The organism is Micromonospora maris AB-18-032 (assembly GCF_000204155.1).
In the GTDB taxonomy this organism is placed as follows: Bacteria; Actinomycetota; Actinomycetes; order Mycobacteriales; family Micromonosporaceae; genus Micromonospora; species Micromonospora gifhornensis.
Genome location: NC_015434.1, coordinates 1,174,750 through 1,188,742, shown reverse-complemented (window position 1 = coordinate 1,188,742; position 13,993 = coordinate 1,174,750). Strand labels below are relative to the sequence as shown.

At 65.2% G+C, this 13,993-nt stretch carries 9 protein-coding genes; 7 read left to right on the top strand and 2 right to left on the bottom strand.

The features are described 5' to 3' along the window. Positions 1-197: 197 nt before the first annotated feature. Together VAB18032_RS05455 and VAB18032_RS05450 are read left to right on the top strand one after the other, a co-directional pair. A complete protein-coding gene (locus VAB18032_RS05455) occupies positions 198-1,502 on the top strand; it encodes a helix-turn-helix domain-containing protein (protein WP_232510671.1) in 1,305 nt (434 codons plus the stop codon). Between the two features lie 35 nt (positions 1,503-1,537). Next, on the top strand, positions 1,538-2,440 hold the full coding sequence (locus VAB18032_RS05450) for an aminoglycoside phosphotransferase family protein (protein ID WP_050814698.1): 903 nt from the start codon (positions 1,538-1,540) through the stop codon (positions 2,438-2,440). Here the strand turns inward: VAB18032_RS05450 and VAB18032_RS31510 are convergent. Beyond that, a complete protein-coding gene (locus tag VAB18032_RS31510) occupies positions 2,430-4,646 on the bottom strand; it encodes a hypothetical protein (protein WP_148272202.1) in 2,217 nt (738 codons plus the stop codon). The genes VAB18032_RS05450 and VAB18032_RS31510 overlap by 11 nt on opposite strands. 347 nt (positions 4,647-4,993) lie before the next feature. Between VAB18032_RS31510 and VAB18032_RS05440 the strand changes: the two genes are divergently transcribed. The 5 genes from VAB18032_RS05440 to VAB18032_RS05420 all read left to right on the top strand — a co-directional run bounded on the left by VAB18032_RS05440 (position 4,994) and on the right by VAB18032_RS05420 (position 12,719). Next, on the top strand, positions 4,994-8,068 hold the full coding sequence (locus tag VAB18032_RS05440; RefSeq protein WP_013731786.1) for a DEAD/DEAH box helicase: 3,075 nt from the start codon (positions 4,994-4,996) through the stop codon (positions 8,066-8,068). A gap of 213 nt (positions 8,069-8,281) precedes the next feature. Continuing rightward, positions 8,282-8,962, top strand: coding sequence for a lytic polysaccharide monooxygenase auxiliary activity family 9 protein (locus VAB18032_RS05435; protein ID WP_013731785.1), 681 nt, complete (start codon positions 8,282-8,284; stop codon positions 8,960-8,962). Positions 8,963-9,298: 336 nt separating this feature from the next. After that, positions 9,299-11,410 carry a choice-of-anchor J domain-containing protein gene (locus VAB18032_RS05430; RefSeq protein WP_013731784.1) on the top strand — a complete coding sequence of 704 codons (2,112 nt, stop codon included), beginning with the start codon at positions 9,299-9,301 and terminating at the stop codon, positions 11,408-11,410. Positions 11,411-11,561: 151 nt separating this feature from the next. Continuing rightward, positions 11,562-11,915 carry a nitroreductase/quinone reductase family protein gene (locus tag VAB18032_RS05425; protein WP_013731783.1) on the top strand — a complete coding sequence of 118 codons (354 nt, stop codon included), beginning with the start codon at positions 11,562-11,564 and terminating at the stop codon, positions 11,913-11,915. A 69-nt stretch (positions 11,916-11,984) separates the two neighbouring features. Continuing rightward, positions 11,985-12,719, top strand: a complete 735-nt coding sequence (locus tag VAB18032_RS05420) for a DivIVA domain-containing protein (protein WP_013731782.1) — start codon at positions 11,985-11,987, stop codon at positions 12,717-12,719. Between the two features lie 45 nt (positions 12,720-12,764). Here VAB18032_RS05420 and VAB18032_RS05415 read toward each other — a convergent pair whose 3' ends face one another. Further along, a complete protein-coding gene (locus tag VAB18032_RS05415) occupies positions 12,765-13,988 on the bottom strand; it encodes a multidrug effflux MFS transporter (protein WP_013731781.1) in 1,224 nt (407 codons plus the stop codon). Between the last annotated feature and the right edge of the window lie 5 nt (positions 13,989-13,993).

Sequence of the window (13,993 nt, the reverse complement as noted above, 5' to 3'; positions counted from 1 at the left end):
TAGGCTCGACTGAGCACCATCGACACAGCCACACGCGAATGGCGAGGTTGCCGGTGACACGTGCGAACTGCCCCCGCTGCGGCGGACGCCTGGCCCGCGACAACGACAGCGGACGCTGCGCACCCTGCCAGGCCGCCGAACGCGACCGCCTGAGCATGCCACCGGAGGTCCCGGCGTCGTTCTGGTCGCATCCGCCGATGCGGGCAGCACTGGTCGAGCGGCATCTCGGGCGAGTAATCCGGGCGTACCGGCACCACCCGTACCACGGGCGGGCCGCATTGCCGCAGGCCGTCGTGGCCGGTTGGTTGGGGGTCACGCAGGCGCAACTCAGCCGGATCGAGAACGGCCCTCCGCTGGCTCATCTTGACCGGCTTTCGCACTGGGCAACACTGCTGAAGGTTCCTGCAGAGCACCTGTGGTTCGATCTGGCAGGTGGACGAGGCAGCTCGAAAAGGAAATCAACTCCTCAGCCCATCCCAGCGGTCGAAGGTCCTGATGAGAACCGACGAATGCTGCTGGCCGGCATCGCCGCCGTCGCTGCGGGCGCGGGACTGCTCTGCGGCAGCACCATCTCGCAATCCCGACGAATCGGCACTGCCGATGTCGCGCGCCTGCACGCCATACTGGATCTATATCGCTCCGTCGACTACGAGTGCGGCGGCGGGACGCTGTACCGAGAGGTAGCGCGATTCGCGGAGTCGGTCTACCGGATGCTCGACTGGTCGCATTCGGCCAGCCTGACACCGCAGCTTGTCGCCGCCGTGGCAGCAGCTCGCCAACTGGCCGGGTGGACGGCCCTGGACGCGGGCCGGCACGCGGACGCTCAGCGACACTTCGTCGCCGGTGAACGGGCCGCAGTCGCTGCTAACGATTGGCCTCTGACCGCCATGATTCGGTACTCGCATGCCAAGCAGCTACAACACCTACGGCACAACCGCGATGCCCTGGCCACGCTGCAGCTCGCCCACGGGCAACTCGGATCGCACGCTACCCCAGCGGTCAAAGCCCTGCTGCTCGGCGCGGAAGCGGCCTCGCACGCGGCTCTTGGCGACCACCAAACCGCAGAGCGTTCACTCGGCGAGGCAAGTACCCAGTTCGAGCGGATCGACGCAGAGCGAGAGCCGAGGTGGATGGCGTTCTACGACCGTGGGGAACTGCTGGCCCAGTACGGCCGCGTCTACCGCGACAAGGCCCGACAGGACAAGAAATACGGGTCGGCGGCCGTGCGCTTCGTGACCGACGCGATCGATGCCTTCGGCCCCGGGAACCTACGGAGCAGCGTGCTCAACGAGGTCGGGCTGTGCAGCGCGTTCTTTCTCGCCGATGAACCCGAGCAGGCGCTGAACGTCGGACGCCGGGTCTTCCACCAAGCCCAGAGCGTCAGCTCATCGCGGGTCATCGACCGGGTCGCCAACCTACGCCGCGATCTGGCCCGGCACCGGGAACTTCCAGAAGTTGGCGCGTTCGCCCATGACCTCGCCAGGCTCGGAGCCAGGAGGTGACCGTGGGAGCAGCAGGCCGGTTCACCGAGGCGGCGATGACAGCAGCGATGCGGCAGATCGCCGCCGAACTTGCCGTACCGTCCGACGATGCCCGGCTGCTACAGCTCACCAACAACGCCGTCTTCGCCCTCCCCGAGGCGAAGCTGGTCATCCGGATTGCGCGGACTCATCGACTCCACGACCGAGTAGCGAAGGTGACCAACCTCGCGCGCTGGTTCGCGGCAATCAACGCACCCACGATCCGGCTCGCCCCGGTCGCCCAAGAGCCAATCGCCGTGGGTGGCATCCTCGCCTCCGTGTGGACCTACGTCCCGTCCACACCCCCTGCCCCCACGGCCGACGATCTCGGAGAGGCCCTGCGGGAGTTCCACTCCTTCCCCGCTCCGCCGATCGCCCTCCCAAAATGGGACCCGATCGGCGATGCGCGCCGCCGGCTAGCCGATGCGGAGGGGCTCAGACAAGACGAGCACGACTTTCTCTCCCGATGGTGCGACCGCTTAGAGCCGCAAGTGGCGACTCTGATGCGACAGACGCCCTCTGGTCTCGTTCACGGGGACGCTCACGTTGGCAACCTCCTGAGAGAGCCCTCCGGCCGCGTCGTCATGTGCGACTTTGACGCCACTTGCCTCGGGCCCTGGCCGGTCGACCTCGCGGCTGTCGCTGTTGGCGAAGCCCGCTTCGGGGGGGCCGGCAGCCACGCCAGATTGGCCGCCGCCTACGGCATTGACATCACCAGCAACCCGATCTGGCCTATCCTCCGCGAGGCACGCGAGCTGAAAATGATCGCTGCAGCAACGCCCCTCTTGGCTAGCTCGTCTGCGGTCGCGACGGAGTTTAGACGGCGTATCAGGTCGGTACAGGACAACAATCACGAGGCGCGATGGAAGCCGTTTGCCGACCTCGGGAAGCTTCCCAGTCACCAACTTCCTATTTCGTAGGCTTTCTTTGCGACGGAACCCTGTTCACTTGCTCCTTAAGCTCCACCGCATACCTCTTTGAGAGGTCACTCTTCAACCGGTCCGCCAGGCTCGCCATTGCGGCGCTCCGCCTTGCCTCGTCCATTAGCTCCGCCTTCTGGACATCATCCATCAACTTGTGAAAAGTCGCCTCATCAAGACGGCGTGAAAGATGGATACCAAGCAGGCTGGGAAAGACGTTCGAGAACGTTCTACGGGCCTGGTCGACACTCGGCGCGAAGGTCAGAAAGTTGAGCAAGAAATCTGGCCTCATCATATAGCGGGAGCCACCGTTCAAACGTTCCAAATCATGCGTGTGCCTCAGCATCGCAGTCTCCGTGGTAAGCCACCAGGTCTCGAAACCAAACTCCAGAATGTTCGATGACTCACCGCGAGCTTTTCGCTGCCCATACACGGCGCAGGCGAGAAGGGCATCGTTTTGCGCTAGCCGCAGATCTGACTTCAACCCAACAAGAGAATCGGTGATCTGCTCGACTTGCTCGCTGTCAACCAATGCTTTCAGATCGCCAGTGCTTTGGAACTTCAAATTGAAGGCGTGCAGCAGGTAGTGCTGCAACTGCGCCTCAGCTTCCACCCGGTGCAGCGTGCCATAGTCGCAAAACTGTTCTACGAAATCTCGCCAACTCGCTGGCGGATGCTTCAAAAGAGGATCGAGCCGAGCATACAGGTAGGATCTGACCATAATTTTAGGAACATTTGCGGCAATATCAAGCGTTATCCGATGCTCCACCTGCTGTATATGGTTTCTAAATTCGTAGTCGCTAGCACGAAGATTGCCCAACACCTCTTCAAGGACTGGCTGGGTTAGAATAAGTCTTGTACCCGCCTTGGCAGCAAAGAGGAGAAGGTTCTTCGTTATTTGATCCTTCTCGGGCAGATAACGTTCACTAAGCGCCCTTACCAACAAATCGCTTCCTACGAAGAGATTGAAGTCGGCAGCCATGTCTTGGAAGTATTGAACCAAACGGGGGTCGGTTCTTAGCGTAAACAACAAAGCATATGTTCGTGCCAGCTTGCCAAGATAGGTTCGCTCTTGAGGAGACGAGTCGTAGAATACTCCGCGGATGATGGTTAAGCAGGCGGAGCCAAACTCAATGGAACCGTCGCCTGATATGCCGGCCTCAGCCAGAGCTTGCCGGACCGAATCGACCATAGTTGGATACTCGCCGTGGGATTCCTGCGTCACAAATCGCGAGAACTCCAAGCCCTCGCTCTCGAAGGCAAACTGAAAAGATCTGAGAACCACCTGAGCGATCTTTCGAAGTTTCCCTTCGGGCATCTCCTGGTAACTACGACTTGCTCGATTATACAAGCTGTTAAGAACTTCAAGCTTGAGCGTTTCGTCCTCGACGTTATCCGATGACAAAACCTGTCTTGTTTCGTACGGCAAGCAGAACTTCTTCTCTTTCTTGTACCATTTCACCTGTCGCCCTTGAGAGCGATTCTTGCTGGCAAGCGACTCTAGGCGCCCTTGCACACGGCCCTCGACTAGCGACGCAACTGGCACCTCAGCCAGAATCTTCTGTTCTACTTCCTCGGCGGTCATAAACCTCTCGAGGTCCGGATCCGTACCCTCTAGCGCCCATAGCACCAGGCTGTCGATTACAGAATTCACTAGTGATGGATCGCCACTTCGCCTGTCAAGCTCTTGCCGCAAGAAGACGTAGACCGCCGGCGACTTGACATTCGCCGTAGGGCTAACAATCGTGCTAGAGCCAACGCCTTTCAGGAAATCGGTGAGGTACCGCAGATGCTGATCGAACGCAGCGCGAGTATTCATGTCCGTATTGATTTGGCTCGCGATGTAGGATCCGTCGCGGATCCGGATAGTCACACCAAGGTCTTCACCTAACCGATCCTCCTCCGTGTCGATGTGACGGATCGTGCGGGACGTTATGTAGGATAAGAGCTTCGGCTCACGGCCGAATTCCCGAAGACGCTTGACGGTATGCCGGATTTTGCCCCGGAAGTCCTCCTGAACACTTGCCTGGTAGAAGGTGCCAGGCGATCCGCCTCTCTCGTAGACGGGGTCACCTTCAAAGGCATCTGCTCCTCCGTCCTTGACGCCACCGAGTGGAACGAAACTTGCTCCAGCCAAGCTAGGGTAGAAGTGGTTCACGAACCGCTCGAAGGCAGATCCCTCTACACGGTCAAGCGCAATCTTCACTAGTTCAGTATTAATGGATGCCATCCCCACCCCTAACGCTTTGCATCACTCCTGCAGCGCGCACCTTACCTGGCCGCATCGCCGACTACGAAGCTTGAACTAGTCATCCTTACAGGCGGGCTCGCTCACGGACTTCTCACTGTCAATTGCCCGAAGATACGGTTTTGCCGCGCCATACGCAACGCTTGTCCGCGGATCCCGGACGAGACCGGACGACGTGCTCAAATAGCCCTTCCTGCTCGCGATACGAACTACGAAGATTTGGCAACCCGATGTCTCAAGTCCGACAGAAACTGCTGTCCATCGGGCCGAGAGAGTTGCTGCTTCACGCCGGCTATATTGCCCTGGTGGAGGAGCTGGCACCCGGAATATACGAGCACATCGTCACGCGCGGCCTGGCCGACCGGCTCAAGCGGGTCGAGTCCACTCTGCTTCAGCAGGAGTGTCTCGACCCGGCTGACGCCCCGCATGCTCTCGCCCGCCATATCGCCACCCTGGCACACCGCGCCCTGCACGCTGTCACCGGCGGGGACGGCAAGCTCCACCGTCAGGTGGAGTTAGCCAATCGCATCGCCGAAACGATTGCCGCCCACAGCACGCAGGCTGCCACCATCGATGATCAGGTCACCGACGTGGAGCGCCTCCTGCATGCCGTCGCCGCGCCGCCGATCTCAACAGCCGCGCCTGCCTTTCCGGTGCGCCCGACCACCCCCCTTTCCACCGGCGCGCTGCTGGTCAACGGCCGTCACCAACCCCGCATCGGCCACGAAGTCGCCTACGAGATGGCCTCGGCAGACTCCGTCGACCTGCTCTGCGCGTTCATCAAGTGGCACGGCCTGCGCCTCATCGAGCCCGCCATTCAAGAGCTGACCGCTCGCGGCGGCCGCCTCCGCGTCATCACCACCACCTACATGGGTGCCACCGACCAACGGGCCCTCGACCGGCTCGCCGAGTTGGGCGCCGACATCAAGGTCTCCTACGAGACCAGGACCACCCGCCTGCACGCCAAGGCATGGCTGTTCCGCCGCAACAACGGCATGACCACTGCCTACGTCGGTTCCTCGAACCTGTCGAAGTCCGCGCTGGTCGATGGCGTCGAGTGGAACGTCCGGATCTCGAACGTCGAGCAGCCGCACGTCATCGACACGTTCACCGCCACCTTCGAGGACTACTGGAACGACCCTGCGTTCGAGGCGTACGACCCGGCGAAGGATGGCGAGCGGCTGGGGTATGCGCTGCGGGGCGAGCGCGCCGGCGAGGCCCCGACCGAAATCGCCAACCTGGACGTACGGCCGTACCCGTACCAGGCGGAGGTCCTGGCCGACCTGGATGCCGAGCGGCGCGTGCACGGCCGCTGGCGCAACCTCGTCGTCATGGCCACCGGCACCGGCAAGACCGTAGTGGCCGCGCTGGACTATCGCCGGCTCCACAAGGCCGGGGACGTCGACTCGCTGCTGTTTGTTGCGCACCAGGAGCAGATCCTGAGGCAGAGCCGGTCGACCTTCCGGCAGGTCATGGGGGACGGCAGCTTCGGCGAGACGTTGGTCGCCGGGGACAAGCCGAAGCAGTGGCAGCATGTGTTCGCCTCGATCCAGTCGCTACACCGGCAGGAGATCGACCCCGAGCAGTTCGACATGGTGATCGTGGACGAGTTCCACCACGCCGAGGCCAAGACGTACGCCCGGCTGTTGGAGCGGCTGCGGCCACGCGTACTCCTCGGCTTGACGGCGACCCCCGACCGAGCCGACGGCCGCGACGTGCGGCGGTGGTTCGACGGGCATGCGGCCGTAGAGCTGCACCTACGGGAGGCGCTTGACCGTCAGTTGTTGGCGCCCTTCCACTACTTCGGCCTGCACGATGACGTGGACCTGTCACATCTTCAGTGGAAGCGCGGGCAGGGTTACGACCGATCGGAATTGGAGAACCTCTACACCGGCAACCAGGCGCGGGCGCGGCTGGTGCTACGGGCTGCCCAGAGGCTCGTTGACGTGGGGCGGATGCGGGCGCTTGGGTTCTGCGTGAGCATCGGGCACGCCGAGTTCATGGCTGACTGGTTCACCCAGCGGGGCGTATCGGCGGCGGCCGTGACGTCGGAGGTCAGCCGACCGGAGCAACGCGACCTGATCCGGGACTTCAAGGCCGGCAAGCTGCGCGTGCTCTTCACCGTCGACCTGTTCAACGAGGGCGTCGACCTGCCGATGGTCGACACGATCTTCCTGCTCCGGCCCACCGAGAGCGCCACGATCTTCCTTCAGCAGCTCGGCCGTGGCCTGCGCCTGGACGACGACAAGCCCTGCCTGACCGTGCTCGACTTCATCGGCGCGCAGCACGCCAACTTCCGGTTCGACCTCCGCTGGCGGGCGCTGACCGGGGTCAGCCGCCGCCAGGTGCACGGCGCGGTGCAGCAGGACTTCCCGATGCTGCCGAGTGGGTGCCACATCGAGCTGGACCGGGTCGCCAAGGAGGTGGTGCTCCGCAATCTGGAGCGGGCGGTCCCGTCCTCGAAGAACAGCATGGTGGCTGAGCTGCGGCAACTCGGTGACGTGACGCTGGCCGAATTCCTGCGGGACACCGGCCTGGAGGTGGGCGACGTGTACCGGTCGGCGACGCTGGGCGGCTGGACCGGACTACGTCGGCTCGCCGGGGTGGAAACCTCGAAACCGGGGGCGTACGACCGGGAGTTGGGGCGGGCGATCGGCCGGATGCTGCACACCGACGACCTTGACAGGTTGGCGTTGTGGGAGCAGGTGGTGGCCGGGGAGCCCGTGGCCGATGGGCGACTGCTGGACATGCTGCACTTCAGCCTGTGGGGGCCAAACGTGCCGCTATCGCAGCGAGACGAACGGCTGGCACGGCTGCGGGCTGAACCAGCTCGGTGCGTCGAACTGCGCCAAGTCGCGGAGGTGCTACGAGAGCAGATCCACCGGGTTACCGAGCCGGTCGGGCTTAATCAGGTGCCGCTGCGGGTGCACGCCCGCTACAGCCGCAACGAAGCCTGCGCGGCTTTCGGCATGCCGAACCCTGGGTCGCTGCGAGAGGGCGTGAAGTGGTTGGAGTCCGAGCAGGCAGACATCTTCTTCGTCACCCTGGTCAAGTCCGAGCAGCACTACTCCCCCACGACCATGTACGCCGACCGGGCGATCACCGACACGCTGTTCCAGTGGGAGTCACAGAGCACCACCTCGTCGGCATCGGCGACCGGACAGCGGTACATCCACCACGTCGAACGTGGCTCGACGGTGCATCTCTTCGTCCGCGAAACCAGGGTGGCCGACCGTGACCTGGGCGCACCGGCCTACCTGTACGCCGGACCGATGACCTATCAGGAGCACAGCGGTGACCGCCCGATGCGCATCATCTGGCGGCTACAACACCCACTTCCCGCCGACATGTACGCCGCCGCCCGCGCCATCGCCGCCTGACGGTCCACCACACCTCCACGGTCGCGCCCGCAGCGACGACCGAGGCGCACCTTCCCATGCAGATGAGGGCAGATCAGCACCGTGGCGACTAGCCGGATCAAATCCTCGCCAGCTCAACGTCAATAGACGATCGTTGCCAAATCGGGCTATGAGTGGCAGACTCGCGGAAGCGCTCCCATCGACGTCCATGGATGTCTAGAACGGAGGATGCAAGTGCGATCACTCGAATCCGAACAGTCCGGCCAGCGATCCCGGTCCGCTGCCCGCCGGCCCGCACGAGCGCTCGTCCTGCTGCTCGCCTTGGTGGTGGGGATGCTGCCCTGGGCCGGTACGGCCCAGGCGCACGGCACCATCGTCAACCCGGCCTCTCGTGCGTACCAGTGTTGGAAGACCTGGGGCAACAACCACATGAGCCCGCAGATGCAGCAGCAGGACCCGATGTGTTGGCAGGCGTTCCAGGCCAACCCGGACACCATGTGGAACTGGATGAGCGCGTTGCGCGACGGCCTCGGCGGGCAGTTCCAGGCCCGTACTCCCGACGGCCAGTTGTGCAGCAACGCCCTGTCCCGCAACAACAGCCTGAATCGTCCCGGGGCGTGGAAGACCACGAACATCAGCCGTAACTTCACCGTCCAACTGCACGACCAGGCGAGCCACGGTGCCGACTACTTCCGGGTCTACGTGAGCAAGCAGGGCTTCAACCCCGCTACCCAGCAACTCGGGTGGGGAAACCTCGACTTCATCACGCAGACCGGGCGCTACGCACCGGCGCAGAACATCTCGTTCAACGTCTCGACCTCCGGCTACACCGGACACCACATTCTGTTCGTCATCTGGCAGGCATCGCACCTCGACCAGGCGTACATGTGGTGCAGTGACGTGAACTTCGTCTGATCCACAAATGCCGATGCATTCGGCACGCCGCCGGCCCAGGACCTTGGCCTCCTGGGCCGGCGGCGTTTTCTGCGGTAGCCGATTCCGACAGGCCCAGGGCGGGGCCCTCTTGCCTGATCGATGTGCATGTGTTGAGGTCACGGAGACGCTCAATCAGCGTGCGTAGATCCACTTAATGCCTGGTCGACTGTGACAGGACCTGGGCGGATCTTCCATCGATGAGGAGGTTCCATGGCACGTCGCCGCTTTGCGGGGATAGCAGCAAGCGCCATTGTCCTACCGTTTATCTATGTCGTCGCCGCACCGGCGACCGCGTCAGCCGCTCCCGGCCCGCAGGTGGCGCCCAGCGCCGCGGACACCGGCGGGCTCGCCACCGACATCCGCGAGTTGACCCGCAAGGACTTCACCTTCAACGGCAAGAAGGTCGAGGTGCCGACCCAGTACCAGCCGAAGGCACAGTCGCGCCGCACGCAGGCCGCGGCCGAAACCCCGCCGGTCGGGACCGTACGCAACTGGCTGGCCCTGGACGACTACCAGGGTGTCATCTACCTGAAGCCGTACACCCTGCGTGGGGTGGGCGACAACATCGAGGTGTGGGTAGCCAACGACACCGAGTTCCCGGAGGGCGACTGCCGTCAGCAGATCCCCAACTCGACGGTGATCACCGATGCCCAGGTCAACCGCCTGATCAGCGAGTTCGACACGAACATGTACCCGAAGTCGATCGCGGCGTTCAGCACCCCGCCGGAGCGCGACGGCACCAACGCGGAGCTGGCCGGTGACTTCACCGGGGCCGGCAACCGTACGGTCACCCTCGTCGACAACGTCCGGGACGACAACTTCTACGACTTCCCGGCCGCCGCCAGCTACATCGCCGGGTTCCACTTCTCGCTCTTCGACGAGCTGCTCGATCGCAACATCATGACGGTGGACGCTTTCGACTGGGCGCACCGCACCGGCGAGAACCCGCCGAACGAGCCCACGGACGACGTGTGCACCTCCCGGCCGGCCCGGCCGAACCTCTACGAGGGCGTCTTCGTCCACGAGTGGCAGCACCTGGCGCACTACCACGCCGACCCCTTCGAGTCGGTCTGGCTGAACGAGGGACTGGCGGACTTCGCCCAGACGCTCGCCGGCTATGTGGACGCGCGGGCCCGGATCGACCAGCCCGGCACGGACAGCCACATCTACTGCTTCCAGGGCTTCGGTACGGTCCAGACGCCGTACAACACCAACCCACGTGACTGTGGTGGCCCGGAGAACTCGATAAACCTGTGGAACGAGGGCAGCACCAGCAGTGCCGTGCTGGCCGACTACGGCAACGCGTACTCCTTGATGCTCTTCCTCTACGACCGCTACGGCCTGGACTTCATCTCCCGGCTGCACCAGGACGGCGACCTGCAGGGGTTGGCCAGCCTGAAGGCGGCGCTCGCCGACGAGGGCGTCAAGGACATGTACAAGGTGCTGCACGACTACCAGACGATGAACCTGGTCGACCGGATCGTGGGCAACTCGAAGCTGGGCATCATGCTCGGTGTCGACAAGCGGCGGGTCACCACGGACAGCCTGAACGCCACGGTCAACCTGGACAACCCGGCTTCGTACGCGACTCCGGGCGCGGCGCCCAACGGTGCCGACTACGTCCAGTTGCGCAAGGCGAACGGCAAGCCGCTGGGTCGGGGCGATCTGCGCTCGATCAAGTTCCAGGGCGCGAAGTCGCTGCCGGCGATCCCGCTGGCCTGGACGACGGTGAGCAACGACCCGGATCGTCCGGGCAACTCGGTGATCTGGTCCGGCAACGGCAACAGCACCGACGCCGCCGCCGTCACCCCGGTGACCGTACCGGCCGCCAACCCGACGCTGACCTTCCTCGCGAAGTACGGCGCCGAGGTCGGCTACGACTACGGCTACGTCAGCGTCTCCGCCGACGGCGGCAAGTCGTACACGCCGATCGCCGGTGACAAGACGGTGAGTGGTCCGCTGGGCCCGGCGCTCAACGGCACCACGAGCGGGTTCGAGCCGCACTCGTTCGACCTGTCGGCGTACGCCGGTCAGCAGATCCTGCTCAGCTTCCGGTACGTCAGCGACGGTGGGGTCAACGAGGGTGGCCTGCTGATCGACGACATCACCGTGGGCGGCACGTTGGTCAGCGACGGGTCGAGCCTGGCGCCGTTCGACTCGCCGTCGGAGATCTACCCGACGCCTGTGGCGAACTGGAACGTCCGGTTCGTCGGTCTCGACGAGAAGAACAAGATCGCTTACCAGTACGAGGTGAACGGCAAGTCGAGCTTCACCCTCGGTACGCTCCCGACGCTGGCCCTGCTGACCTTCCCGAAGGTGGTCGCGATCGTCGCCTACGACGAGCCGACCGAGCAGGTCACCCAGTACGCGCCGTACAAGCTGACGGTGAACAACGTGGTCCAGCCCGGCGGCGGCACGCTGAGCTGATCCATCCGACAAGGAACGCCCGGTACCGCGACCAGCGGTGCCGGGCGTTTCCTTTCCGGGGACCGGGGGCCGAACCGGCCGCGCGCACCTCGCGCGCTGCCTACCCTGACGGGCGAGGGCATCGTCGCAGGGCAAGCTGCCGGAGGACACCATGACCAACGCGATCGGTGAGGCGCTGTCGGGCGTACAGGAGGTCGAGCTGACCGTGACCGGCCGCAAGAGCGGACGGCAGATCGCCCGCCCGGTGTGGTTCGTGCAGGACGACGACAACGTCTTCCTGATGCCGCTGACCGGCTCGGACACCCAGTGGTACAAGAACGTCCAGCAGACCCCGATGGTGCAGTTGGCGGTCGACGGCACCTCGTTGAGTTCCAGCGCCACCCCCATCACCGACACCCGGCAGGTCGAGAACATCGTGGCCATGTTCCGCGACAAGTACGGCCCCGAGCAGGTCGAGTCCTACTACCCCAAGCACGACGTGGCGGTGCAGGTCCCCCTCGGCTGATCAGGGTCCCACCGGCTACGGCAGAGATGGGATGCTGTGGTCCGTGCTGGCCGGTGATCGGGGGCTGCGGTGGACGTGACACAGAAGCGGGCCTGGCTGGTGATGGCCGTCGGGTTCTTCCTTTTCGGCCTGTCGATGCTGGTGCTGACGGATGAGCCGGGCGTGCTCACGGTTGTCGGCGGCGTGCTGCTGGTGGCGTTCAACGGGTGGCGGTTGGTCACTGCCGTGGTCCGGCCGTTCCGGTTCCGGATCGACGCCGACGGGTTGGACGTACGGGTCGCCGGGCTGCGCCGCACGCTCGCCTGGCACGAGATCGACGCGATCGTCCTGTGCCGGCCGGCGGCCACCGGCCCGGCACCGTGGTTGCTGCTCGTGCCGGCGGCCGGTGTCCTCGATCGCCCGCTCACCGAGCCCAGCCCCGTCGACGGTCGCAAGGGCCTGCTCCTGCTCGATCTGGGCACCGTGCGGCAGTCCGTCGACGAGGTCACGGCTGCCCTGATCCGCTTCGGCGGTGGCCGGTTCGTCGACGGCCGCCAGCACCGCCGACCGGCGTCCGAGACGCCGTCGTTCACCACCGCGCTGCGCGGCTACGACCAGCGTCAGATCGACGAGTTGGTCGGGCAGGGCCTGGAGGCGTTCGCCTCAGGCGTGCCGACGCAACGCTCTGCGGTCCGGGCGCAGATCGAGTCGGCCCGCACCGACCTCGCCATCAGTCTGCGCGGGTACGACATCGCCGAGGTCGACGACTATCTGGATCGCCTGTCGGCCGACCTGGCCGACGAGCCGGGGCCGCGAGCCGGCTGAACCTGGCCTGCGGAGTAAGCGCCGGCGGAGTCAGCGCCTGCGGAGTCAGCGGCGGCGGGCCAGGGTGAGCACCACCAGCAGTGATCCGGCGGCCGCACCGGCGATCACCAGGGCCATCGGCAGGGCGCTGCCCTCCCCGCCGATGCCGACAAGCGGCGCGGCGCCGGCGGCGACCACGGCCTGGATGCCGCCGAGCAGCGCGGCGGCCGTGCCCGCGTGGGCACCGTGCCGGTCCAGGGCCAGGGCGGTGCCGTTGGGCATCACCATGCCGAGCGAGCCGAGGAACACCAACATCGCGACGATGACCAGGGGCAGGGCTTGCAGCAGCGCGCCGGCGATCAGGCCGAGCGCGGCGAGCAGCCCGAGACCGAGGGCGGTGATCAACAGCTGGCGGGGGCCGTGCCGGTCGAGCAGTCGGGCGTTGAGTTGACCGACGGCGACGAAGGCCAGGGAGTTGACGCCGAAGATGAGGCTGTACATCCCGACGGAGAGACCGAAGACGTCCTGCAGGACGAACGAGGAACCGGAGAGGTAGCCGAGCAGTCCGGCGAAGGCGAGGCCCTGGGTCAGCGTGTAGCCGAGGTAGATGCGGTCGGTGATCAGCACGCGGGCGATGCGGGCGATCGAGAGCAGGCCACCGGTGTTGCGCCGCGCGACGGGCAACGTCTCGGGCAGCCGCCAGGCGACGACGGTCGCGAGCAGGGCACCGATGACGGTGAGGGCGACGAAGATGACCCGCCAGTCGCCGAAGTTGAGCAGCAGACTGCCGAACGCGGGGGCGATCATCGGGGCGAGGCCGAAGATCAGGGTGAGTCGGGAGAAGTACTTCGCCGCGGCGCGACCGGCGTAGAGGTCACGGACGATGGCGCGGGCGACGACCGTGCCCATGCCGCCGGCGAAACCCTGGAAGAAGCGGGCCGCGGCGAAGGTCTCCGCCGACGGCGCGAGCGTGCAGAGCAGCGACAACAGGGTGTACGCGGCCAACCCGACGATCACCGGCCGGCGTCGCCCCCAGCGGTCGCTGAGTGGACCGGTGACGAGTTGACCGACGGCCACGCCGATCAGGCAGGTGGTCAGGGAGAGCTGGATGCGCGCCTGGCTGGCGGACAGGTCGCGGGTCATGTCGGGCAGCGCCGGCAGGTAGGTGTCCAGCGACAGCGGCCCGATCGCGGTGAGGCTGCCGAGCAGCACCAGCAGCCCGATGGCGGCCCGGCCGGTCGGTACGGCGACTCGGTCCGGCGCGGTGGAGGGCGTGGCGGTCTGCGGCATGGCGG